This is a genomic window from Roseovarius sp. BRH_c41, from assembly GCF_000961715.1.
Classification (GTDB): Bacteria; Pseudomonadota; Alphaproteobacteria; order Rhodobacterales; family Rhodobacteraceae; genus Roseovarius.
In genome coordinates this window covers 65,021-88,112 of the sequence record NZ_LADY01000050.1, presented here as the reverse complement: position 1 = coordinate 88,112, position 23,092 = coordinate 65,021, and the positions used below count along the sequence as shown (strand labels likewise).

Below are 23,092 nucleotides of genomic sequence, written 5' to 3'. Positions count from 1 at the left end.
AGGACGGGAAGCAGACTCTCGCTGCGGGTGCGATTTTGACATTTTCAAATAGTCAAAGCGGACTTTCGGACTTGTGTTGAAAGGCCTGCATATAATGACCTAGGTTTTTTGATTATTAGTCGTTAGCCCTTGCCAGCTACGAACTTGTATTTCTTCGCTTCGTTCTCCATCCCATTTAGTTGCAACTCGTTCAACGCTAGGTCGAACGCGCGGCGGTAGTGGTGGCCATGTCTTAGCGCACGATAGAAGGCTCTGGTGAATGCAATGGCGGCATTGTCGTCAATAGCGTCGGAACAGCCTATCACCGCTTCGAGGTGGTCTTTCACTTGCGTTGCGATGCTCTCTGAAAAGCAGGCGTTCAAGATGAGGCATTCGATACTGTCGCTAAGCTTAACCAGTCCTTCGACTGCGGCTGCCGATACCGCTGCGACGTTCCCATTCTTGTCCTCGAAACAAATAAGTCCAGTGTCGCCGTGGCCACTGAAATGAAGGATATCAGGAGCATTATTCATGACTTCCATTTGCACCTGATCGGTCCTCACCGCCCAAGCGTGCGACACAACTATGTCCTGCTTAGGTTTATCGACGAGTCTGATCTGTTCTTTGAGGTCACGGGCCTCTTCATCTAAACGTAGCGGATCACCCGCATCTTTCGGTGATGCGCACATCATAAGAACGTTCACGATTGGCAATTTTTGCTTCTCCATCAATCGGGCAGTCAACGGATCAAGGTCGCCACCGAACATATCGAGTGTGCCTTCCCTAAGGTCGTTTGCTTTTAGCTTTCCAAAGAGCGAGGTGCCTTCTGCGCCAAGATATAGGCGCTTTTTCAGCGTTTGATCCGCTTCGAGCAACTCGAGCGCCTTGTCTTCATACGGACCGCATTCGGAGCCATAACGCGCAAAGTGCTCAGCCAACAATTCTCGGACCCGAGGGCTACCCTCAACATCGTACCACTCCAGCGTCACACCTTCTAGACCGTCATAGTAAACGGACTGCAACCCCTTGGCGAGACCCTCCCGTGCTTCGACCGTTGGCAAGTAAGAACCCTTCCGTATGACTTCTTGGCGTTCCTTGAGGTCGACGATTTTCTCCGCGCCAAGTTGAAGCATTTTGGCCTGAACATTTGGAGGTTCATTTTCGAGACTGGCGAAAGGGACCCCCAAGTCGCTGATACTTAGCCCAAGGTTTTCAATCACTGACCAGACAGAGTATTGCTTCACGATCCTGTTGTCGTGTTGCCCTAGTTCCTTCACCAACTCAGCGTTAGAGTGCTTGGGGTGGAACATATTCTCGTAGGCTCTATTCAGGCCCACTGTTATCAGCGCGAGCTTCAACACTTCGTCGTCGGCTACATCAACGGCGATCTTGAACCCTGCAAGGTTAAGTTTGGAGGGCGGGGTAATTTGCAGTGCGGCGAGTGTTTTGATCTCCGGTTGAACGGATCCCAAAGCACCGCATTCGTCGAGTTGTCCCGCATATAGCTTTGCAGCCGCTGCTACCGCAGCAGCAATGATTTCAGGGTCACCAATTTGCTGCCTGAGCAAGCGTTCTACCGATAGCACCGAGCCGGATCGAGTTCCCATCTGCGCGATGCAGTTGAGGCACCAACGTGTCACCTTGGTATCTTGTTGTGCGCTGAGTAGGCCATTGATCGTAATTTCCAAGCCGTTTCGAATGTCAGGCGCAAATCGTCCACCGCTTCGGTATGTCCGAGCGATCTCTTGAAGCGCGACCTTCTTTCTCCGGTCGTCGCCATTTTCTAGCTCGTACCGGATGAAAGCTGCTTTTTCGGGAGGGACGTTTTTACTGCTCATTCTTTTGCAAGCTCACGCGATACAATTCTGCGCAAGGTTGTCTTACTCCACGGCTCAAAATCGTCAATGTTGTTGGGCTGAACTGACAGATCCAGCCAACACGGATCGTTCAGAGATAATTTCCGTGTCGTCGGTTCGAACCAATCTGGGCATGTCCATTCGAGGACAACGAGGAGTACGGTGACGCCATCATCTCCCTCGGCTTCAAATGTAAAAAGGGGCGACGGCTTTTTTAATTTTTCGTTGAGAAATGATTGTGACGACAAATCCAGGTCCAGGAGTAAGACTCGTAAGGCATTCTCGGTGGCCCCATAGTCATCCTGAGAAAAAAGTGACCTGTCGCTGACAGTAACGGCTCCCGGAAAGCCGATAGTTCTTTTGTTTGCGAATGCCTCTCGGTCATCGCGATATCTGCCTACTCTATAAGAAAGCATTTCATCATTTCGTCTGACGAGTGAGAAGGTCCAAAGGGTTGCGTATTCGGCGTCCCCTGATTGCGGCAGGTAGCGAACAGCTTCATGCCGTTCCGCATCGGCGAGCATTTCTACCAAGTCCCAACCATCCGCACCCTCACGCCACCTTCTCAGGAAGTCTCGGCTTATCCCGAGCGCGTTCTCATTTTGTAAGTCGCGCGTTCGTCTTCGCGCCGGGAAGACCTCTTTGAACTTTTCGGGTATGTTCGGATCTGAGATCAATTCGCAAAGAAAAAACAATCCCGGCTCGGTTCTATAAAACAACGATGATGACCGATGATGGAGAATATCTTCGCTCAAACGAGCTTGGAGGGTCTTATGCTGGGTCTTTCCTCGAAGGTGTTCTGGTACGATGTGCGCACGATAAGCCGCATTCAGGATGCCCCTCGCCGACATTGGTCGGCGAGACGCCCGAAGCACCTTGTGTGCGATGTCGAGATACGAGTCCACGCAGCCTACCTTTCAGGATCAACTGTAGGTTCGTCGCTTAGATTTCTCAACCTGAACCAAGCAGTAAAAGGCGACACGGCAGTTGGCCAAGTAACAGCAGCCGTTGGAGCTAGCGCAGCGCAAGAACGATTTGTTCCGTACACTCTGAGTTCGCCTCGCCAAGGGTTATGCGCTCGGGACGAAAGTCTGGTCTTGCGGGCTGCACCGCAGCGAGTTTAGAGCATGCCAAGGTCCGGTCAGGGCTGTCACCGTCGCCCAAGCCGTCCCAGTCTCGCCAGCTGCGCCAGCATTTTTGACCCCGTGTCTGCGGATCCTGTGCCGCCTCCGGAACCCGTCTGTCCCATGCCTTGCCGCACTGGCATTTGCTGTACGCCAAAGAACTGCCGCGCCCTGAGGGCTGCGTATTCTGCGCCACTGGCCCCGCCGATGAGGTAGCGATTGTAGGCCTGCTGGCTTCCCATGGCGGCGCGGGCAAAGCTGTAGCCGCCGCCGAGGCCACCGGAGAGGGCGGGCATCATGATGTTGCCGGAGATCGCGCGGACGATGAAGGGCGTGGCGATAATGAAGCCCTTGGCCATGAGCACCATCATGAAGAAGGGGATGAGCGCGCCGATGTTTGAGGCTCCTTCGGGATCGCCTAGTTCACCGATGAGCGCGGAGGAAACGCCTGTGATCGTTGCGAACACGCCTGCGACGACGATGGGGTATAGCGCAAAGGAGATCAGCGCGGACAGCCAGCGCGCGAAATAATCCTTGGTCACTTCGAAGAGGGTGAGGAAAATCATCACCGGGGCGATCCCGATCAGAAGTGCGATCATCAGTCGGGAGGCCACGAGGATGAAGGCGGCCAGTCCGCCAAGGATCGAGAGCAGAAGCACACCGACGATGTCGAGCATGGCGCCAGCCATCCAGTTTAGTTCGGACCCGGCAGCGTTCAGATAGTCGCCAAGCTCAGCGATCAGCCGGTCGAATTCTTCAGCGAAAGTTCCAGAGGGTCCCGGACTGCCGCCGCCGACCGAGGCCACCAGCGCGCCTGCGATACTGTCGATCCCATAGAGAATCGCGGATGAGAACGCGTTGAACTGCATCCAATTGGTCGCGAATATCCCGATGAGCCCGATCTTGACCGCGAGCCAGAAGGCCGTGTGCCCATCCATGGCCCGGTATTGATAGATCATGTTGATGCCGACGAGGATCACCACCAGCGTTGTCCCCAAAACCAGGAGCGTGCCGACCGTTGCCGCAACCGCACCAAACTGGGTCTCAGCGGCAGTGTCGAGATAGGCTTGGGAGGTTTCAACGAAGTAGGTGACGACACTCATCGCGGGGCTGCCTTACCAATTACCTGCGGCTTCGCAGATGGCCTTGGCGGCAGTTCGGGCGGCGTTGGCGCGGCGGTTGTAGCCATCCGAGGCTTCGAGCATTTCCCATCGTTCGTCGCTCGCGTAGCTCTCCCGAAACATCGCCTCGGCCGCGTCCCAGGACGGGAACCGGGTCGCGCAGTCGCAGTTGCCGATCTCGACGACCCGCTCGAGATTCTGGGCGCGATAGATGTCCTGAACCAGAACCCGCTGATAGGCTTGGCGCAGGGGGATCTCCTGCATCCAGATGGGCTCGGCGGGCCGGTCCGGACAGACGTCAAAGCTGCGCTCGAGGGTCGGCACTAGGTTGCGCTCGGCAACGGCGAGGGTCGGCGTCAAGCTTAGGGCCAGCGCGGCCAAGGCGAGGCAACGCGCCCGCCTCATGTCGTGACTCCAGCGGGTGTGGTCTCACGCTTCAGGAAGATGGTGTGCCCGACATTGGAGAATTCCGAGGAGCTGATCGACACCACCTCCCAGCCTTCTGCACCTTTGTCATTCAGGCTGGCCTGCATGTCGGCAAGGCTGGTCTTACGAGTCATGGGAAAGGACAGGATGTCATATTCAAAGGTCTTCATGAGGAAGTTCCAATCTCAGTTGCGCCGGGGAGGTAGAATTCCGTGATGCCGCGTTTGCCGTCGTGGCGCCCAGCCTGGATGATCACGTCGATGGAATTCTCGATGTATTGGATCATGTTGGCATAGGTCATCGGGATTTCGGTTTTGAGCGCCGCGATCGCGAGCCGCTGCACGGCCAATTGCGGGGTTTCGGCATGCAGTGTGGTCATGGAGCCGCCATGGCCGGTGTTGATGGCTTCCAGAAAGGTCATGGCCTCCTTGCCGCGCACCTCGCCCAGGATGATCCGGTCGGGGCGCATGCGCAGCGTGGCGGTGAGAAGCACATCGGCGGTCTGGAATTCTGTGTCGCGATTGGCGATGAGGGTCACGGCGTTGGGCTGGGTCGGCAGAAGCTCGGCGGCTTCTTCTATGGTGACGATGCGTTCCTCAGACGACACATGGGAGAGGATCTTTCGCGCAGCGACGGTCTTGCCGGTGGAGGTGCCGCCCGAGACGATCATGTTGAGCTTGTTTTCGACACAGAAGGTAAGCGCATCATCGATCAAACCCGCGGCCACCACGGCGCGCAAGGCGCGCTTTTTTTCGACGCGCAGGTCTTCGAGCTTGCGTTCTTTGCCATAGAGAAAGTCGAGCGCGATACCCTCGAGCGGCAGGCTCGAGAAGAACCGCAGGCTGATCGACATGGCCGAGAGCACGGCGGGCGGGGTGATGACCTGTGCGCGGATCGGGCGACCCTTGTAGGTGATCGATACCGAGACGATGGGGCGGTCCTTGCTCATCGTGGTATTGGCCGAGGAGGCGATCTGGTTGCCGAGGTCTCTGACCTGAACGCCCGTCAGCCTCTGGTCCAGCGGGCGCATGAAGTGATCGCCCTGGAATTCGCCCCAGCAGGTCCCGTCTGGATTGATGCAAATCTCGATGACATCGTCGCGGGCGGCGGCGTCGATCCGGTCGAGCGAGGTTTCAAGATAGCTCAGCGACATGGGCTCAGAATATCTCCAGATCGCGGTCGACCATGACCGTGACGCGGGCGCCCTGGTCGACATAGATGACGGGGCCGATAGAGAGGTAATCGCCGATGACGCTGTCCGTGGCATCTGCCAGATCATCGCCTACGTCTTCGAGAACGTCGGCGGCAGTCTCATCCTGGACCTCGGAGGCGGCGGCACTTGGTGCGGCCGAAATCAGCGAGATCAGGGCTGCCGACCCGAAACGCTCGGCAAAGCGTGTGTCCACAAAGCCGGTGACACCGGAGCGGCCCAATTCATCGCCCCCGAAGGAGCTGATCTGGACGGTCTGATTGTCAGGCAGGATGATCCGGTCCCAGGCGATGGTGACGCGGCGCTGCGCGATATCGACGCCGGAGCGATAGCGTCCGATAAGGCGAGAGCCACGGGGGATCAAAAGGCGCGCGCCATCGACGCTGTAGACATCTTCGGAGACAACGGCACGGGTCTGGCCAGGCAGTGAGCTGTCGAGGGCGGTTTCCATGACGGCCTGGATCATGGTGCCCTGCACGATGGTGTTGGAGGGATTGGCGATCACCTCGGCCTGCGTCACGGTGGAGGGCAACGCACCGTTCAGCACGAAATCCGTCACCTCGCCGAAGCTGCGCTGCGCAAGTTCCGTCTCGGCGGCGCCGGATGGGCCGCCAAATGCGATCGTGGGCGAGGCGATGCGCCGCTCCTGGAAGGCGCGTTCCTCCGTGGCGCGGCGCTCCAGCTCGGCCATGCGCCGGGCTTCTTCCTCGCGGCGCAGTCGCTCTTGCTCGCGTGCGCGCAGCTCATCTTCCGTGGGGCCCGCTGGGGCGGGTTGGGGCCGGCTGGCCTCGAGTTGGGCCAGTTCCAGATCCATGCGGAGTTGCTCAAGGCTGCGATCCCGCGCCGTCAGTTCGTCCTGAAATCGTTGCTGTGCGGCTTCCGAGGCGGCTTGTAGCGCCGCGATCTGAGCAGTCAGCGCGTCAATTGCCTCTGCGGCGGCGGTGTCTTCCTCGACAACTGGTTCAGGGGCGTTGCGCAATTCCTCGATCTGGGCCTGCAGGGCGGTGATCTGCGCCAGAAGCTCCGCGTTGGGCTCGACGGGGTCTGGTCCGACGAACACAACCTCGGGCTCGGGCGGGGGCAAGGTCTCGATGGCGCCAAAGCCGTCCCCCTCGTTTTGGAAGACGTCCGGGGTGGCCGTCGGCAAGGCTTCCTCTTCGTCGGGCTGTGAGAGGAGATAAAGCAGGGCACCACCCGCGCCGATGACGAGGATCACGATTAGCGCGAGAAGGGGCGACCGGCGCTGCGCCGCTATGGGGGCGCGGGCACTGCCTTTCTCAAGGGCGGCGAGGCGCTTTTCCAGCTCGGTGTTCTCGGTATCGCTCATGAGGTGGCCTCCGCGGGCGGGATCGCCTCGATGCAGACCACCTCTTCGCCAAGTCGCAGGACCCATTGGCGGTTCACGCCGCTGACGCGGATCACGCCGTCTTCAGGAGTTTGCGTGTTGACCGTGCGCTCGCGGCCGCCCGCGTAGCGGAAGATCGCGGGCACAGGCGCGTTTCTTGGAAACGCGAAATACGTGAACGTCCCGTCATCCCAGATGCGCGTTGGCGTGAACTCGGTCCGCGCGCTGGCGCCGTAATTGTAGTTCGGCGCTTGGGCCGCGATGGCCCGGGTCGGGCGCGCAGCGTCGTCCGGATAGCGGAACTGCACGACGTAGAAGGTCGGGCTGCGGACCTCCTGGACGTTGAAATAGTAGCTGCGCCTGTTCGTGTAGACGGTCACATTGGTATGGACACCGCGCGCAACGGGCTTGATTGCAAATGCCTGGCCTCCGGGCACGCCATCGATCTCGAAGCCTTCCGTGTCGCCCGCGATGATCGAGCGGATGCTCTCGCCTTCCCCGAACTCGATGGTGGTGACATGGGTAAGCGAGACGCTGAGGCGGTAGACCTGACCTTCTTGATATGTTGCCAGCCGCACCCGATTGTCATTGGGCCCGCCACGCGGGATGGCTTCGGCGAAAGCAAGGCCGGGCAACAGGGCAATCAGCAATATGAAAAGTCGAACTGGGTACAAATTCAATTCTCCAATCTGTCGGAGCGGACGGAATATTCGAGGACCGTGAAGCCGAAGGGGTTGGTCCAGACCTCATCGATGGAGCGGCGGGTCTCCGGGCGGAACTCGAAGAGAAGCGTGGCGGTGAAGAGGCCGGTCTGGGTGCCGTTAATGGACGTCAGGCGCTTGCGCAGGCGGACCGTCGCGCGGTTGGTTCCGATCCGGTTGATGCTGAGGATTTCCACGTCGAGCCGAGCATTGGGGCCATAGATCGTCGGCGGGTAATTCTCGTTGGCGCTGTTCCAGATCTGGCGCAGCCCGCTCTCGGCAGCTCCGTCCGAGCGGCGCAGGACGCTGCGGATGCGCAGATCGTTGTCGAGCTGGTTATAGACCTCCCGGTCGGTCACATAGCGGAACACCTCCGCCTCGATGATCGCCTGGTTGGCGGTCACCGAGGAGGCGCCCACCGAGGCTTCGGGGAGTGCAAAGCCGGTGGCGGGATCATAGGGGACAACGACGGGGGGCGGGTCGACATCGAGGATCGAGACAGCCGCGGCACTCAGACAGCCGATGATACCGAAGACAAGGCCCATCAGGCCAAGGCGTTGCCAGAGCCGTTCGCGGCGCAGGGCACCGTAGACCAGTTCTTCCTCGATGATTTCTTGTTCAGTCGCCACGCGTTACACCCCAAGTCAGTCTGCGCGCAGATCCGGCAGCGTGAAGTCCATGAAGCGCTGCTCCTCTGCGATGGTGGCGGCATCGATCACACCGCCGGTGCCGTCGCCCACGGTCTGCACCGCTTCGAGCTGCCACATCGCGACAAGCGCGATCGCCAGTTCCGCCGTGACACGCGTGTTGAGATCGATGCTTTCCTTGAGTTCGTCCATGTCATCGATCAGCCCGACCAGGCGGTCGACCCGTTCCAGCGATTGGCCGGCATCCTCATAGCTGTTCTGGGCCGCGGCCGAGACCAGGGCGCCGGTGGTGGCCTGCGTCGCCACGCGGTTCGCGCCCGGATTGCCGCTGGTGGCCATTTCCGAGAGCGTGTCTTCATCGAAGCCGAGATCGGCCAGCACCCGGTCCATCTGGGTTTCGATCTCGCCTGCGCCGGAGCCCGAGAGGCCCGAGAAATCCCCCGTCTTGATCGCCTCAATCGTGGCGAGGATGTCCCCGAACTCTTGGTCGAGCAGACCGTTCAACTCGTCTTCCATTTCCGTCCGGATGATTTCTGGAAGCTCGGCGAGGCGGGTGAGGGCCTCGTAGGTTCTTTGCAGCTCCGCGAGTTGGTCCGTGAGAAGGCCGAGCTGTTCGCGGAGCTGCGTCAGCTGCTCGTTTTGCAGGATCTCGTCTTCGATCATCTGCCGCAGTTGCTGGATGTTTTGCGCGATGTTCTGGGTGTCGACGACCGGTACACCTTGTGCTGCGGCAGGGGGTAGGGCGCTGAACTGCAAGCCAACGCCAAGTGTCGTGGCCAAAGCTGTCCTCAAGAGCAGATGTCCCATTATTCAATCTCCCTGATCGTAAAATCCATGAACGCGCCTTCGGCCATGCGGGCGCTGGCCTGGGCCAGCTCTTCGGCGGAGAGCACGCGGGTGCGGGCGGCCTGAAGCCGGATGCGGGCGGCCACGAGACGCACCAGTTCGGCGCGGGCATAGGTGTTGAGCGCGACGCTCTCCTGCACGTCCTCGGTTTCGGAAATCCGTTCGACGATATCCGCAATACGCAGGGCGGCTTGCCTGATCGCGGCGGGCGAGTTGTTGCCATAGAAGGCCGCCCCATGACCCGTGATTGAGAGGTTGGCATTGGCCAGAAGCGCGGGGTCGATCGTGCCAAGCGCTTCGATCCCGCCGATACGGGTCAAATAGAGGTTATAGCGTTCGGGGATCACCTGGACGTAGTGCTGGGTCTCGCGAAAGGGCGGAACGCCGCCATACTCGAACACCCGGCCGGATCCGGCGTTATAGGCCGCGAGGGCGTTGATGATGTTGCCATCGAATGTGTTGAGCTGGGTCGCGAGGTAGCGCGCGCCGCCATGCACCTGCAGATAGGGGCTGTCATAGTATTCCGGGTTGATGCCGAGATCGCTGGCGGTGCCCGGCATGATCTGGGTGAGGCCATAGGCGCCGACGGGTGAGCGGGCGCCAATCGTGAACCGGCTTTCTTGCCAGATGAGCGCCTGAAGGAGTGCGCGCCATTGGACCGGGGAGAGGCCCGCGCGTCCAACACCCGCAAAGCCGCTGGTCTCCTGAGCCACGCGGATAATAAGCTGCTCGATGTTTTCCGCCGCATCCCCGAACTTCTGCGCACCGCCGGGATTGGGATCAATGTCACCCGTGCCATAGACCGCCTCGACAGAGCGGGCTGGATCCCCGCTGCCGCTTTCCAGCCCCGAGACCATGGCAGGCAGGCCCTGACCGCCGAAGCTGGTCTGGGCATCGAGGATGCGTTGCAGGGTTTCCAGCTGCTCCCGTTCGATCTCGGCGATGAGTTCGCGCACGGCAAGCTTGTCCGCCTGAACGGCCAAGTCAGCCTCGCGATCGCCGGTCTCGACGATGTCACGCGCGGTCAGCCCACTGTCATTGGTCGGCACGCCCTGAGACAAGGCGAGACCTGGCAGCAGGCAAAGCGCGAGGATATGAGGCAGGCTAGACTTCAATGTCCCCCTCCGGGGTGCCAAGGGGCGTGAAGTCACAATCAGGCGCGATGGGTGCTGTGGACGCAAGGAACGTGAAGCAATTGGCCTGCGGCTCCCGATACTGGGTGCAGGAGGCCAGCGCGCCGAGCGCAGCCAAAGCGATAAGAATACGGATCATGAAAGCCTCCAAAAATCTGGGCGGTCGCGGTAATCGGCGCCGACGAGCGCCTCGCCTTTCTCCATGCCGCCGAGGATGGTGAGATTGGGCCCAAGGGCGCTCAAATCGGCATCGACCACGATTGAGCCCTGATCGTCGCGGATCAGTGCGAGGCGGCTGTTGCTGCCCGTGTTGAGAAGGACGTCGAGCTCCTTCTCCGTAAGGTTCAGCATGGCGTAGTCCGCAGGTTGCGCGCGGATATTGGGCAGCAGGATCTGCGTCGGAACGGCTTCGACGATGGTCTTGCCGGTCCGGGTGCGCTCAAGCTGGCTGGCATATTGCGTCATCATCACCGCGACGGTGTTCTGCTTGCGCGCGGTCACCAGCCAGTTCGATAGCCGCTCGGCGAAATACGCGTTGTCGAGGGCCTTCCAGGCCTCGTCGATCACGATGATGGTGGGGCGGCGATCCTCGATCTCCCGTTCGACCCGGCGGAAAAGATAGGAGAGAACCGCCATCCGCTCCTTGTCGGCCTCGCTGTCGAGAATGCCGGTCAGATCGAAGCCCACGACATCGCCCTTGAGCGAAAACGTGTCCTCGAGGCTCTGCCCGAAGATCCAGCCGTAGCGGCCGTCTTCGGTCCACTCGAGCAGGCGCTGGTGCAGATCGCCGCCATCATCGGTGGACACAAAAAGCGATGCGAAATCCCGCCAGTTCCGCAGGGCCGGGTTTGTGGCCTGCGCGTTCTGGCGCACGACCTCCTGTATGCGGTTGGTCTGCGCCGGGGTCAGGGGTTTGTCGGCGCGGTAGAGCAGGGTTGTGAGCCAATCCGAGAGCCAGGCGGTGCCGCGCGCATCGGTCTCGGTCCAGAGCGGATTGAGACCCGTGGGCTGACCGGCGTTCAGGGACGCGTAGCGCCCGCCATTCGCGCGGACCGCCATCTCCATACCAAGACGGTAATCGAAGACGAAGATCCGCGCCCCTGCGCGACGGGCTTGGGTCATCAGGAAGGCGGACAGCACCGATTTGCCCGACCCGGGCCGCCCCATGATCAGGGTGTGCCCGCTGGTGGGTTCTTTGTCGGGCGCGCCCTGCTCGTGATAGGAAAACCGGTAGGCGCTCTGCTCCGGCGTGGGCAGATAGGTGATGACCTTCCCCCAGGGTGTTTTCTCAGAAGGTTTGCCGAGCTGTGTCCGGTGAAAGGCCGCAAAATCCGCGAAGTTGCGGTTGGTGACGGCGCTGGCGCGGACGCGTTTTGGCTGGTTGCCGGGGTGCTGGCTGAGGTAATGGGCCTTGGCCGCGACCCGCTCGGCAATCACCTTCACGCCCTCGGTCGCGGCAGCATTCACGATCTCGGCGCTCAGCATCTGCAGCTCGTCAAGCGTGTCGCAGAAAAGCGTCACGACCATGTGGTGCTCGCCAAAGCTCTGGCGCTTGGCCTCGAGATCATCGGCGGCGATGTCGAGGGCTTCGAGGAGTGAGAGGGCCGCGTCCTGGCTCGCCTGCATCTGCCGCTTTTGCCGCTTGATGCGGCCGGCCATGAGGTTCGAATTGATCGGCGTGAAGGAGTGCGTCACGATCATGTCGACCGGCAGGTTCAGCATGTCGAACATGGTGCAGGAGGTGCCTTCGGAGTATTCCCCGATGGTGAAGCTTTTGCCGTAGCGATGCCCCACGACGCCTTCAGAGAGCTCGAAATGATCGCCATGAAACGTCACGCGGGTATTGGCGACATTGACGGACAAAAAGCCGTAGGTGTTTGCAGGGTAGAGCGGCAGCTCGGTGCCCGTGTTCAGCGCGCCCAGAAACCCCACCAATTCCCCCGATGCAGCCGACAGCAGGCGCGGCTTGAGCTCGGTAAGCCCCGAAAGGAAGACGTTCACGGCCTCGCCCAAGCGCTGCAGGCGTTTGCGGGTCTCCTCCTTCAGTCGGTCCGGCGCGCTGCGGCTGAGAAACGGCAGGAGGCTTTTCGGAGGCTGGCGGTGAATGACGGTGAGCGTCAGTGTTTTGTCGCGGAGCCCGCTGGTCTCGAGTTTCGCGCGCCAGCGCCGGTCCACCTCGCCCGCGAAGCTGTCCTCACGGATGGGGTCGAGATCAGGTTTGATGGCCTTGGAGACCTTGTGGACGTAATAGCTGAATTCCGGCCCGAGCTGCGCGACGATGCGGGCAAAGAGGGCGGTCACCTTGTCGAGATAGGCATCGTCCGTCGTGTAGCTGTTGATCCCCTCGAGCCGGATGCAGCGGAAGAGCTCGTTGACCCGGGTGCGCACGGTCTGGTCGTCGACGAGGCTCACATAGGGCAGCATATGCGCGAGGCGGGTCTCGCGCGCATACCATTCTGGCGTCATCGTGCGGGGATCGAGCGCAGCATCAGGGGCGTCATCACGGGGCATAGCTGTCCCCGCCATGGATGGACCTGTTGCGCGTGGGCGGTGTCTCCTGCAGGGCCGTCATCATCACGTCGATGAAACGCGGGTCCCAATCTGCGGCCTTCCACAGCACCGGATAGAGCAGGGCCGCGAAACCCAGCACCGCGATGTGCTGGACCCAGACGAACAAGAGCACCGAACCGAAGAGCCAGACCATCGCATACATGATGGGCAGGCCAAGAAGCTTGGGCGGGCGCACGAGCCCAAGAAAGAGAGGCGCGCGCTCAGCCACCGGCAAAGACCGCGGCAACGATGGTGGGGGCGGCGGCAACACCAGCGATGCCCACGAGGACCCAGAGCGCCTGGCGCAGATCGATGATGTTGAAGAACCAGCTCAAGAAGACGCCGAGAACGGCGAGTGTGGCGATGACAACGCCAAGTGGGCCGGTCAGCGCATCGACGATGCCCTGTAACAGGCTCTGGATCGGGGAGAGATCAATGCTCTGGGCGAGGGCGGGTTCGGCAATCAGCAGGAATAGCGCCAGCGAGGCGACAAAGAGGTTTGAAATCTGTTTCATGAATTTGATCCTTCCAATCGGGCCACGACGGCCATGACGCGGGCCACGTGGTTCTGGGTTTCTGGGTAAGGGGGAATGCCACCGTGTTGGCGCACGGCGTCCGGCCCCGCGTTGTAGGCCGCCAGCGCCAGATGCGCATCGCCGAACGTCTCCAGCATTATCGCGAGGTAGCGGGCGGAGCCGTCGAGGTTCTGCAGCAGATCACGCGGGTCGACGCCCAGATCACGCGCCGTCGCTGGCATCAATTGACCAAGGCCAATGGCACCTGCACTTGAAATCGCATCCTGCCGGTAGGCGCTCTCAACCTCGATATTGGCCCGATAGAGAGCCAGCCAGTCCGTCACGGAAAGCCCCGCGCGACGTAGGCCAGGATGGCCGGCATAGCGCAAGGCCGTGGTCTGAATCCCGGAGAGAACATCGGCGCGGGGCAGGGGAGTCGGGCGGGCAAGGACCGCGACTTGGACGCCCTCTTGCTCGGCCTCTACCTCGCCGAAGATCGCGATCCCATCGGACGCCGAACCCTGACCAATGCCGTCATTGTAGTTTCGAGCAAAGCTGCTTTGGGAGCGGGACGGGATCAGGGAGCCGTCGCCCTCCATGAGCAGGACCATTTGCGCTGAGGCAGGTGCTGCGACCAGCCAGAGACAGACGAGGTTAGTTGTCAGCGCCCTTGTCTGATGGGGCTTTGTCTGACGGGGCGAGTTTATGCGAGCGGCTTGTACCCGCCTCAATCGGCAGGTCGACATGCGCAAAGCCAAGGCCAATGAAGAAAGACACCACGCCCGAGATCGTCTTGAACTCGCGGATCTTGATATCGTTGTAGGTCGTCCGCGTGCGGGCGGTGACGAGGAGCTTTTCCACGCCATCATCAGAGACAACACGCATGATCCAGACCCCGTAATAGCTGGGGCCTTTCTTATGTGCTGACTCCTGGCACAGGATTTCTGCGCTATAGCCGCTTTCCACGAACTCGCGGAACCTGGCTTCCGTAACCACATTTGGTGCTTCGATGTCCCAGTTCATGGCCCGGCTCACGCTTTCTCCAATGGCGCGACCCCAGGCATTCTTACTTGAAGCCCAGAGTTACGATAGTATACTAACAACCGCAAGATGTAATATCGTGCTTTAGCTGTAGTTTGGTCACGCAAACACTAGTCACGGCCAGTGTCAGCGATCAAGGAGATAGGAAGTTTGAGAAACCTCAGGTTGAAAAACCTACACCTCTTACGGGCGATGCCTATACTCCTGGTTGTCCCTGGCGCGGGTTTCGCAGACTCCTGTCTGGCACCCACCCGTCCATTTGTGCCCAGTGATTCTCAGTCAATGCTCGATTACAAAGACATCATCCGGCAGGACTTCGAAGATTACATCAGCGACATTCAGAGCTACTTCCGTTGCCTCGACAGCGAACGCGCCCGCGCTTTCGAAGAAGCGCGCGAAGTCAGCGAGGACTATGGCCGATTTCTGCAATTGGTAGGGGATTGATGGGCAACCTCGGGAGCATCAGACTTGCAGCCCATGGAAACCAGACGCCGATAACACCCTCAGTAATCTATTTTTTAGATAACAGATTTCATCCGCTAGCGACGTCACAAAAGGTATGTGACGCGTGGCAAAAACAATCAGAAGCATGGGGCAGGTGGCACTTTGCCAGGCGTTGGTCGACGCCCGCATCAAGGCGGGCCTCGGTCAGGAGGACTTGGCGGTCAAGCTCAAATGCCATCAATCCCTTGTGGCGCGCATTGAAAGCGGCCAGCGCCGGGTCGACGTCGTCGAGCTGGTCGTCCTTGCGCGCGCCATCGGCTTTGACCCCTTCGAGGTTTTGGCGATCGTCGAAGCCGCCACGGAGCCCGACCACAGGATTTAAGCAATTTCACTAATAGAGAACACGGGAGATGATTTCTGCCAGTGTGAATATCGGAACCGTGAGGAAGGACAGTTAGCCGATATTAACGAAAACTGGCATGTGGATGCAGCAGATGCTTTGGAAGCTGAAGCTGCGATCCGCACAATTAAATTGCAGGAAGTTAGTGAACAGTGAACGAAGATGAGCTCGAAGCCGTCGCGATTGCCAATTTGATTGCAGCCGATGAGGACAGCATTGTTGGTTGGGTTTACCGCTGGAACACTGGTGCTTTGGCAATCCGGTGGGACATCCATGGCCCGCAGCGTGTCTCAAAGATTTACCCGGAGCTCTGCGATGCGGATAAAGCCGAAATTGACTTCGCGTCTCTCATGCAGCTGCCCTGTCGCAACGACTGACATGGTAGAATATGGCCTTTATGGCCCTCGATTGTGTGAGTGTGCCTGCGTTGCAGGTTTGATTTCGTACAAGGCCCTGCGCGACTTCGCTGCGGCTCAATAGTCAGTAATTGACCTGCTCAAAACCGTAATTCCCGCTATAGTCACGCCACTCAACGAAGACGGATCTGTGATAAATGCTCGGGCAGTGCTCGCCCCATCGCTCGAGACCGGCATGCGCATCAGGAAGCGCTGCGGGTGACGACACCCTCCAAGAAAAATCGCCCTGGATCCCGTAGGTGCCGAGGACAACGGCGGCGCTGCGGTTGCAGTCGCCATCTCGCCCGGATTCGTGCTGGCGGGCATAACGAACGTCAAAGACGCGGATGGAACGCACGAAGTTGAATTCCGGCCCGCTGATATCGATGTCGGCGCGGTCTTTTACGAGCTGGAGGGCGTAATCAGCCCTTACGAGGTTGTCCCAAGCCGCGTTGGAGCCTTTGCGCCCAAGCATCCCGCCTGCCCTGGCTGCCTGATCGAAGAGCGGGGTTGAAGAGTTTGGAGGGGTTCCTGAATCACCATATAGGGCATCGAAGATCCGGTCCGCGGGCCGCGATCTAGCAGGTCCATCGTAAGACGCACCCATCGGGCAGCGCCAAATCTGAAGCGGCGGCTCCACCGGCCATGGAGTTATGCGCCGGATGAACTCGGCCCGTGCGCGGGCGCAGGGCACGGAAGCTGGCCATCCACCGGACAAACACAGCAGGATGGCACAATCGATCTGATAGGTTTGGGCGCGTGCTTGTGTCGGAACTGTTGGGCCGGTCAAGGCGAGAGCTAAAAAGGCCGCCAGAGGGAGGTTTTTGAATTCGAAACGCATGGCAAGGACCCTTGACAATCTTCACCCAGCATACCTACGAAAATATACTATTGCAACAATGATGATGCGTGTTGCGGTTGCGGCGGTCAGCAAGATCGCGAGGTGACCGAGCCGCCCGTCGTCATCCGCCACGTTCCGCGCTGCGCCAATCCCACGGCATGTCAAAGCGTCCGAGCCATCTCGATCGTCAAATGAGTCTCGAATTGCCCTTAAATCGGTTCTACCTAAATCTGTTTGGCGAATAGGACGCATTCGGGCTCTCAGCAGTTCTGCAACGGCTCAGAAGCAGACGGAACCTTGAAGGCTTCGAACCTCGTGAGTTCGAGGACCAGGCCAGGCTGGCTTGAAGCAGGCCGTGCACCCGTTTCAGGTCGCTGTCGCTTAGCTTGCACTCGCAATCGACGTCGATCACACCTTCATGACCTCTCACAAGCTCAGTGAAAACGGTTCTCCTCCTCTTCAGGCTTGCCGTGACCGTAGAGGTCGGCGTTTTCGTGTGCGCGGTCTTCGTGTTCGAACTCCAGGCTGGAATGGGCGATGTTGAAGTCATCTTTCAGCCGGTCCTTGATCGCTGCCTTGATCTTTTCGATTTTACCCCAGCCGCCCGCTGTCAGCACCACGTGGCAGTCCAGCGCCGCCTTGTCCTCCTCCATCTGCCACAGATGCACGTGGTGAACGTCCGCGACACCATCGACGCTCCGCATCGCCTCAACGACGGCTGCATTGTCGATGTCGGGGGGGCTGCCGAGCATCAGGGTTCTGATCGGACCGCCAATCTCAGTGAAAGCCAGATAGAGGATGTAAAGGGCGATGCCGATGGTGATTGCTGGATCGACCCATCGCATGTCGTAGAGGATGATCAGGGACCCTCCAATGATGACTGCCACAGAGGCCAAAGCGTCCGACAGGTTGTGCAGAAAAAGCGCTCGGATGTTCACACTGCCTTTCTGCATCGAATAGGTAAGTAGCGCAGTCAACGTGTCGACGACCAGTGCCACACCGCCCAGGATCACCACCGTCCAACCAGCGACCTCGGGCGGGTCGATCATCCGCATGCCACCCTCATAGATCAGGTAGAAACCAATCAGAATCAGGGTCGTGTAGTTGATGAGTGCCGCGACAATTTCAATCCGTCCATAACCGAAGGTCATGCGTTCATCGGCGGGTCGTCTGGCGATTTTGCGCGCAACGAACGCGATCACCAGTGACGCCATGTCCGAAAAATTGTGTAGGGCATCTGCGATCAGCGCCAGGCTTCCGGAAAGGATGCCGCCAACGATCTGCGCGACGGTCAGAAGCCCGTTGGCCCAGATTGCGATGGAGACCCTACGATCACCTGATTCAGGATCAATGTGGGTATGGCCATGATCATGCGGCACGGTTGTTCTCCTCATGGCTGTGGTTCGGTCGACTGAGACCAGGGACCTTTGGCAACATTCCACGACGGATGCGGCCAACCCGGGCATTCATCCAGTGACGGATGACGTGGCGATAGAGAAAATCACGCGCAAATCCGAAGTTCTGACTATATTTCACGTAAAAGTCGTCGGGCGTATCAAAGGTTCCAAAATCACGAACGATACCGGTTTTCTGAATATAAGTGCTGCCGCCGCTCCAACTGACTGGTGGCGCACTCAGGCAATCCGTTCCGGCCCCGTAGCCGCAAAGGCTTTCTGTTTCGCTGAATTCCTTCTGAAGCGACTGCAGGAAGGGGGCGTCCAGAATGAAGCCTTCGAGATTGATCCAGCCCTCTTCTGTTTCGACTTCGACCCACGAGTGCAGAATTTCGGACGGTGCGAGGGGGTAGACCAATTCGGGCACAACGCCACGCTGCAGGGCCTTGTGGATGGTGAAGCCGTGCAGTCGGCAGCGGATGCCTACGCTGCGCAGCAGTGCCATGAGAAGCGTCCCTTTCGTGTTGCACTGCCCGTAGCCGTCGGTCAGCACCGCAGAGGCGGGAATGTCGTCGACGCGGTTGTAGCCGAACGCAATCTCGTTTCGCACAAAGTCATAAACCGCGCCAATCCGGTCGACACGGGCAAGGTCATGCCAGCCACGATCTCGTATCAGGTTCGAGATTGAGGGCGAGTCAAAATCCAGCAGTCTTGTCGCGGTTAAATAGGAATCGGTGGGTGCCACAGGGTCTCTCCTCGAATCATTCACGAGGAGTCTTAATCTCTACAGTGACTAGAGAGACAAGCCTTTTCTCAAATGTCACTTCCGATCATAGCTCTATCCGATAGTGCCAAGGGCAGGGAAGGTTTCGAGCAGCCAGAAGGCAAGGCGGCTGATTTGACCTGTCATCACGCCGATACCCATCAGCACCATCAGACCGCCCGATATACGATAGAGCCATCGACCAGCCGGACCGATCCGCTTTAGCCTGCCTGCAATCTCGTTGGTGAAGAGCGCGATGATCAGAAACGGCATTCCAAGTCCTGCGGAGTAGATTGCCAGCAAGGCCATCCCGTCCGCTCCAGATGTCGCGCTCACCGCCAGGATCGACCCAAGCACAGGGCCTATGCAGGGCGTCCAGCCAAAGGCAAAGGCAAGACCCAAAAGGTAGGCTCCAACGGCGCTGCCGCCGTCAACTTTCACGTCGGGCCTCGTGTCACGCATCATGGCGGGGATCTTGATCGCGCCCATCATGACAAGTCCAAACAAGACGATCAAAAAGCCACCCGCAAGCCCGAGTTCGTATTTCCAGCGCAAGAGCATCCCGCCCAAAAGACTTGCCCCGGCCCCAAGCGCCACGAAGACTGTCGAAAACCCGAGCACGAACCACAAACTCAGGACAACGCTGCGCACCCGTTCGGCAATGCTACGCGCCGCCCCGGATTTCACGGCGGGCTGTCCCGCGATGTAAGACACGTAGCCAGGAGCAAGAGGCAGGACACAAGGCGACAGAAAGGATATGGTGCCACCCAGAAAAGCCGCGACGATTCCAACACCTGAAATTTCGAACATTCAATTCCTGCCTTGCTTTAGCCTGTGAAACGCGCACCGTTGTAAAAGCTAAAGCTACTGTAGGAGCAATGCCGTTTTATTACGCTCCGCGGGGTGCCGCGAGGATGATGGCAGCACCCAACAAGCATACAGTGGTGCCGAGCAGATCCCACCTGTCCGGCCGGTGCCCTTCGGCGAGCCACATCCAGAGAATGGACGCGGCAATATAGATCCCACCATAGGCGGCAAAGGCGCGTCCCGCAGCCACAGTGTCGACCTGAGCCAGAAGCCAGCCGAACGCCACCAGCGCCGCCACACCGGGGACAAGCCAAAGTGGGGACGCGCCAAGACGCCACCATGCCCAGATGGCAAAGCATCCGGCGATCTCAGCCAAGGCCGCGAGCGGATAGACGAGCACTGCGGTCATCTCAGGCGCCGATCTCGTCGTGGTCCGTCAGGCACTCGGAATGGTCGCGCAACACCTCCAGCACACGGCAATCGGCCGTGTGCCCGCCGCTGCATTCGTGCACCATCCTCTGCAATTCTGTCCGAAGGGCTTCAAGTCGGGCCATACGTTGCTCAACCTGCTTGAGTTGTCGGCGAGCGATGGCATCGGCCTCCGCGCACGACTTGTCTGGATGATCGCTCAGATCAAGAAGCTCACGGATTGCGTCCAGCGAGAACCCGAGTTGCCGCGCATGCCGGACGAAAGACAAGCGGTCAAGCTCACTATCTCCATAGCGCCGCTGACCGCCAGCCGATCGCCCGGGCTCGGGCAGGAGTCCGATCTGCTCGTAATAGCGGATCGTCTGCACCTTCGTCCCGGTCCTTTTTGCCAAAGTGCCGATTGTGAGCATATCACCTCTCCAAACTATCTACAGCCCGTGTAGCTTTAAGCGTTTTTTTGCACAAGTTCCGCTCGGCATCTCACAGGTCAGTGAACATCGCTCTTTCATCCAGAATAGGTCTTGAACCTACAGTAGCTAGAGGGTGTAAACGCGCCTAAAATATAGAATCAAATTCGGGCGGAGCGGCGTGCGGCTATCAGGTCTTCAGAAAGTACTACGGGTTTTGGCGGGTGTGGCGGCGCTCGTTTTCATCTGGTCGTTGTTGTGGTGCGACTATTTTGTCGCCCAGCATCGGGTCTCGACGGGCGCACTATCGTAAGTATCGTGAACAGACAAAAAAGGACTAACCTTGAAACGGCGCTAGCCTGAGAGCGCGACACCATGGAGAGCGGGTCCAGCTTGCGTTCGACGCGGAAAAACGACTGTTTTGTAGGAAGCCCAGACGAGCATCGCTGTCGCCTAGTTGGTCGGAGTCTTGGCTCTGCCCACTGTTTGAGGGGTCGACGCCGTCACAAAGGCGTTCGGGACTAGCACGTTGCTGTAACTTCCCGAGACTGAGCGCGAAGAAAAAGAGGTCAGAATATGCGTACAACCTTGGCAGGGTATCAGGGATTGCTTATCAGTCTCGCACTCTTTCTTGTTTTTGTGGCAAGCCCTGTTCGCGCCTTGGAATCCAATGCGTATCGTTCCGAAGTTCTGACGGCACGTTTGATCGTCGCGGAAGCAGGAATCGCCCCAGGATCGCAGTTCCTTTCGGCGGGTTTGAAGATTGAACTGGAGGAAGGATGGAAAGCGTACTGGCGGTCGCCAGGCGAGGTTGGCCTGCCGCCAGAGATCGATTGGGAGGGGTCCACAAACCTTGAATCCGTCGACATGCTTTGGCCCGCACCCACGCGTTTCCGCGCCTTCGGAATTGAAAATTTCGGCTATGCCAAACAAGTAATATTTCCATTGCAGTTGCGGCTTGCGAACTCTGATAGAGCGGCCGAGCTGAAGGGACTCGTCGATCTGCTGATCTGCTCCAATGTGTGCATTCCGGAAAGGTTTGAATTGACACTCCCTGTGCCATTGGGAACGGGCGTCGATGCGAAAGCCGCGACCGATATCGCGACATGGGCCGCTCGCGTACCTGTTGCAGGGCCAGAAAGTGCAATAGCGGTCTCGGGCGCATCGCTGAAGCAGGATCAGGCATTGGTTGTTCAAATGACGCGGCCTTCTGGCTGGAACAATCCCGATCTTTTTCCAGAGTTTGGTGCAGGCTCTGCATTCGGCGCACCCGACATCCGCCTTACAAGTGATCGCACCGGTCTCTGGGCAAGTATCCCGATTCTCGCGTTAAGCGAGGAACAAACCTCCCTTCGAATTACGGTCGTAGACGAGGGTGTCGCGGTTACATTCGATGATGTGAACACTACCGACGTTGTACCTGCGCCACCTTACGCATCCGAGACCAGCCAAGATAGGGGTCAGTTTTTCCCGATTCTCTTGCTGTCCTTCCTGGGAGGGTTGATACTGAACGCAATGCCATGCGTCTTGCCAGTTCTATCGATTAAGTTCGGGTCGGCGCTCCGAATGAAGAATCGCTCCCTTTCACAATTGCGCGCGGGATTTCTCGCTACGGCTGTGGGAACTGTTGCTTTTATGTGGGTGCTGGCCTTGGCGGTCATAGCGCTGCAGACGCTCGGATATGCCGTTGGATGGGGTGTGCAGTTTCAGAATGCATATTTCCTAATTGCACTCATTCTCGTTGTCGGACTCTTTGCGGCAAATTTGTTTGGAGTTTTTGAAATTTCTTTGCCCAGCAGCTGGATGGTTAGGCTATCTGGCCGCTTTGGGCGGGGGTATGCCGAAGACTTCTCCACCGGCGCTCTGGCTGCGATACTTGCAACGCCTTGTTCAGCCCCGTTGCTGGGGACAGCCATTGCCTTCGCCCTTTCTGGCACGACAGGCGATATACTTGCGGTTTTCACAGCGATGGGGATTGGGCTTGCACTGCCATATATTCTGGTTGCCGCTTGGCCTGGTTTCCTGTCTCGACTGCCCAAACCGGGACCCTGGATGATAAGCGTGAAGATCGTTCTCGGATTGCTGCTTGCCGGAACCGTTGCATGGCTATGCTGGGTCTTGATTGGTGTGACGTCGCCAACTCTCACAGGCCTGGTGCTGCTGGGTCTTGGGCTCATCGTACTGGCGGCGAGAGCCTATCAGGTTCAGCCTCGTAACGGTTTGCTGTGGGGAATGACTGCGGTTTTGGGCATGACGTTGGCGGCCCCTGCACTGCTGCCAAAAAGCTCCGATGATGTAACAGCCTCGATCACTTCTTACTGGGTCGAGTTCGACCGGTCCCGGATCGCGCGTGAAGTGTCGCAGGGCAAAACTGTCTTCGTGGACGTTACTGCGGATTGGTGCATCACTTGTAAAGCAAACAAAACCCTGGTCCTGGATCGTGAACCAGTTTTGGGAGCACTTGGCGAGGAAGGCGTGATTGCGATGCGCGCGGATTGGACGCGACCGGACGCGAAAATCCAATCCTATCTCGAGGCGCACGGCAGATACGCAATTCCGCTCAACATCGTCTACGGTCCAGATGCTCCTGAAGGTATCATTTTATCTGAACTACTATCTGCGGATGCCGTTCTCGAAGCACTGTCGGCTGCCAATCTCAGCGCTGTCCGAAAACGATGACATAGTGCCGTTGCATTGCTCAAGGGAGGCAGAACCTAC

27 protein-coding genes are annotated in these 23,092 nt (G+C 59.0%); 4 read left to right on the top strand and 23 right to left on the bottom strand.

The window, feature by feature from the left end:
- Positions 1-122 precede the first annotated feature (122 nt).
- From VR71_RS25105 to VR71_RS14690, 17 genes are all read right to left on the bottom strand, one after another.
- Positions 123-1,817, bottom strand: a complete 1,695-nt coding sequence (locus VR71_RS25105; RefSeq protein WP_296430452.1) for a CHAT domain-containing protein — start codon at positions 1,815-1,817, stop codon at positions 123-125.
- The gene (locus VR71_RS14760; RefSeq protein WP_045685311.1) at positions 1,814-2,740 is read right to left on the bottom strand and encodes an HTH domain-containing protein; all 927 of its coding nucleotides are present in this window, start codon (positions 2,738-2,740) and stop codon (positions 1,814-1,816) included. Before VR71_RS14760 ends, VR71_RS25105 begins: the two co-directional genes overlap by 4 nt.
- A gap of 245 nt (positions 2,741-2,985) precedes the next feature.
- Positions 2,986-4,062, bottom strand: coding sequence for a type IV secretion system protein (locus tag VR71_RS14755; RefSeq protein ID WP_045685309.1), 1,077 nt, complete (start codon positions 4,060-4,062; stop codon positions 2,986-2,988).
- Between the two features lie 12 nt (positions 4,063-4,074).
- A complete protein-coding gene (locus tag VR71_RS14750; RefSeq protein ID WP_045685306.1) occupies positions 4,075-4,485 on the bottom strand; it encodes a hypothetical protein in 411 nt (136 codons plus the stop codon).
- Positions 4,482-4,676 (bottom strand): DUF4177 domain-containing protein, encoded by a 195-nt coding sequence (locus tag VR71_RS14745; protein ID WP_045685303.1) that lies wholly within the window; start codon positions 4,674-4,676, stop codon positions 4,482-4,484. Before VR71_RS14745 ends, VR71_RS14750 begins: the two co-directional genes overlap by 4 nt.
- A complete protein-coding gene (locus tag VR71_RS14740; RefSeq protein ID WP_045685300.1) occupies positions 4,673-5,659 on the bottom strand; it encodes an ATPase, T2SS/T4P/T4SS family in 987 nt (328 codons plus the stop codon). Before VR71_RS14740 ends, VR71_RS14745 begins: the two co-directional genes overlap by 4 nt.
- 4 nt (positions 5,660-5,663) lie before the next feature.
- The gene (locus tag VR71_RS14735; RefSeq protein ID WP_045685298.1) at positions 5,664-7,043 is read right to left on the bottom strand and encodes a TrbI/VirB10 family protein; all 1,380 of its coding nucleotides are present in this window, start codon (positions 7,041-7,043) and stop codon (positions 5,664-5,666) included.
- Positions 7,040-7,711: a TrbG/VirB9 family P-type conjugative transfer protein gene (locus VR71_RS14730; RefSeq protein ID WP_008282957.1), complete on the bottom strand. Its 672-nt coding sequence runs from the start codon at positions 7,709-7,711 to the stop codon at positions 7,040-7,042. The genes VR71_RS14735 and VR71_RS14730 overlap by 4 nt, the downstream gene beginning before the upstream one ends.
- A 26-nt stretch (positions 7,712-7,737) precedes the next feature.
- Positions 7,738-8,391 carry a virB8 family protein gene (locus VR71_RS14725; protein ID WP_045685290.1) on the bottom strand — a complete coding sequence of 218 codons (654 nt, stop codon included), beginning with the start codon at positions 8,389-8,391 and terminating at the stop codon, positions 7,738-7,740.
- A 15-nt stretch (positions 8,392-8,406) separates the two neighbouring features.
- The gene (locus VR71_RS14720; protein ID WP_045685288.1) at positions 8,407-9,216 is read right to left on the bottom strand and encodes a type IV secretion system protein; all 810 of its coding nucleotides are present in this window, start codon (positions 9,214-9,216) and stop codon (positions 8,407-8,409) included.
- Positions 9,216-10,370, bottom strand: coding sequence for a lytic transglycosylase domain-containing protein (locus VR71_RS14715; protein WP_198385627.1), 1,155 nt, complete (start codon positions 10,368-10,370; stop codon positions 9,216-9,218). The genes VR71_RS14720 and VR71_RS14715 overlap by 1 nt, the downstream gene beginning before the upstream one ends.
- A complete protein-coding gene (locus tag VR71_RS25100; protein ID WP_198385626.1) occupies positions 10,360-10,527 on the bottom strand; it encodes a hypothetical protein in 168 nt (55 codons plus the stop codon). The genes VR71_RS14715 and VR71_RS25100 overlap by 11 nt, the downstream gene beginning before the upstream one ends.
- Positions 10,524-12,899, bottom strand: a complete 2,376-nt coding sequence (locus VR71_RS14710; protein WP_045685282.1) for a type IV secretion system DNA-binding domain-containing protein — start codon at positions 12,897-12,899, stop codon at positions 10,524-10,526. Before VR71_RS14710 ends, VR71_RS25100 begins: the two co-directional genes overlap by 4 nt.
- Complete coding sequence (locus VR71_RS14705) at positions 12,889-13,167, bottom strand: VirB3 family type IV secretion system protein (RefSeq protein ID WP_040104433.1); 279 nt, start codon at positions 13,165-13,167, stop codon at positions 12,889-12,891. The genes VR71_RS14710 and VR71_RS14705 overlap by 11 nt, the downstream gene beginning before the upstream one ends.
- A complete protein-coding gene (locus VR71_RS14700) occupies positions 13,160-13,453 on the bottom strand; it encodes a TrbC/VirB2 family protein (RefSeq protein WP_009503803.1) in 294 nt (97 codons plus the stop codon). Before VR71_RS14700 ends, VR71_RS14705 begins: the two co-directional genes overlap by 8 nt.
- Positions 13,450-14,064, bottom strand: a complete 615-nt coding sequence (locus VR71_RS14695; RefSeq protein WP_045685268.1) for a lytic transglycosylase domain-containing protein — start codon at positions 14,062-14,064, stop codon at positions 13,450-13,452. The genes VR71_RS14700 and VR71_RS14695 overlap by 4 nt, the downstream gene beginning before the upstream one ends.
- A 43-nt stretch (positions 14,065-14,107) precedes the next feature.
- Positions 14,108-14,476 carry a hypothetical protein gene (locus VR71_RS14690; RefSeq protein ID WP_045685265.1) on the bottom strand — a complete coding sequence of 123 codons (369 nt, stop codon included), beginning with the start codon at positions 14,474-14,476 and terminating at the stop codon, positions 14,108-14,110.
- A gap of 210 nt (positions 14,477-14,686) precedes the next feature.
- Between VR71_RS14690 and VR71_RS14685 the strand changes: the two genes are divergently transcribed.
- The 3 genes from VR71_RS14685 to VR71_RS14675 all read left to right on the top strand — a co-directional run bounded on the left by VR71_RS14685 (position 14,687) and on the right by VR71_RS14675 (position 15,715).
- Positions 14,687-14,938 carry a hypothetical protein gene (locus tag VR71_RS14685; RefSeq protein ID WP_045685263.1) on the top strand — a complete coding sequence of 84 codons (252 nt, stop codon included), beginning with the start codon at positions 14,687-14,689 and terminating at the stop codon, positions 14,936-14,938.
- Positions 14,939-15,062: 124 nt separating this feature from the next.
- On the top strand, positions 15,063-15,320 hold the full coding sequence (locus VR71_RS14680) for a helix-turn-helix transcriptional regulator (protein ID WP_045685261.1): 258 nt from the start codon (positions 15,063-15,065) through the stop codon (positions 15,318-15,320).
- Between the two features lie 170 nt (positions 15,321-15,490).
- On the top strand, positions 15,491-15,715 hold the full coding sequence (locus VR71_RS14675; protein WP_045685258.1) for a hypothetical protein: 225 nt from the start codon (positions 15,491-15,493) through the stop codon (positions 15,713-15,715).
- Between the two features lie 103 nt (positions 15,716-15,818).
- Here VR71_RS14675 and VR71_RS14670 read toward each other — a convergent pair whose 3' ends face one another.
- The 6 genes from VR71_RS14670 to VR71_RS14645 all read right to left on the bottom strand — a co-directional run bounded on the left by VR71_RS14670 (position 15,819) and on the right by VR71_RS14645 (position 20,377).
- Entirely contained in the window at positions 15,819-16,574 is a 756-nt protein-coding gene (locus VR71_RS14670) for a hypothetical protein (RefSeq protein WP_085976983.1), read from the bottom strand.
- Between the two features lie 434 nt (positions 16,575-17,008).
- A complete protein-coding gene (locus VR71_RS14665; protein WP_045685256.1) occupies positions 17,009-17,953 on the bottom strand; it encodes a cation diffusion facilitator family transporter in 945 nt (314 codons plus the stop codon).
- Complete coding sequence (locus tag VR71_RS14660) at positions 17,943-18,713, bottom strand: transglutaminase family protein (protein WP_045685254.1); 771 nt, start codon at positions 18,711-18,713, stop codon at positions 17,943-17,945. Before VR71_RS14660 ends, VR71_RS14665 begins: the two co-directional genes overlap by 11 nt.
- Before the next feature lie 93 nt (positions 18,714-18,806).
- Positions 18,807-19,541 carry a cytochrome c biogenesis protein CcdA gene (locus VR71_RS14655; RefSeq protein ID WP_045685251.1) on the bottom strand — a complete coding sequence of 245 codons (735 nt, stop codon included), beginning with the start codon at positions 19,539-19,541 and terminating at the stop codon, positions 18,807-18,809.
- A gap of 79 nt (positions 19,542-19,620) precedes the next feature.
- Positions 19,621-19,947: a YnfA family protein gene (locus VR71_RS14650; protein WP_008282974.1), complete on the bottom strand. Its 327-nt coding sequence runs from the start codon at positions 19,945-19,947 to the stop codon at positions 19,621-19,623.
- A gap of 1 nt (position 19,948) precedes the next feature.
- Positions 19,949-20,377 carry a helix-turn-helix domain-containing protein gene (locus VR71_RS14645; RefSeq protein WP_008282975.1) on the bottom strand — a complete coding sequence of 143 codons (429 nt, stop codon included), beginning with the start codon at positions 20,375-20,377 and terminating at the stop codon, positions 19,949-19,951.
- 573 nt (positions 20,378-20,950) lie between these two features.
- Here VR71_RS14645 and VR71_RS14640 point away from each other — a divergent pair.
- Positions 20,951-23,053, top strand: coding sequence for a protein-disulfide reductase DsbD (locus VR71_RS14640; RefSeq protein ID WP_008282976.1), 2,103 nt, complete (start codon positions 20,951-20,953; stop codon positions 23,051-23,053).
- The last annotated feature ends 39 nt before the right edge of the window (positions 23,054-23,092 follow it).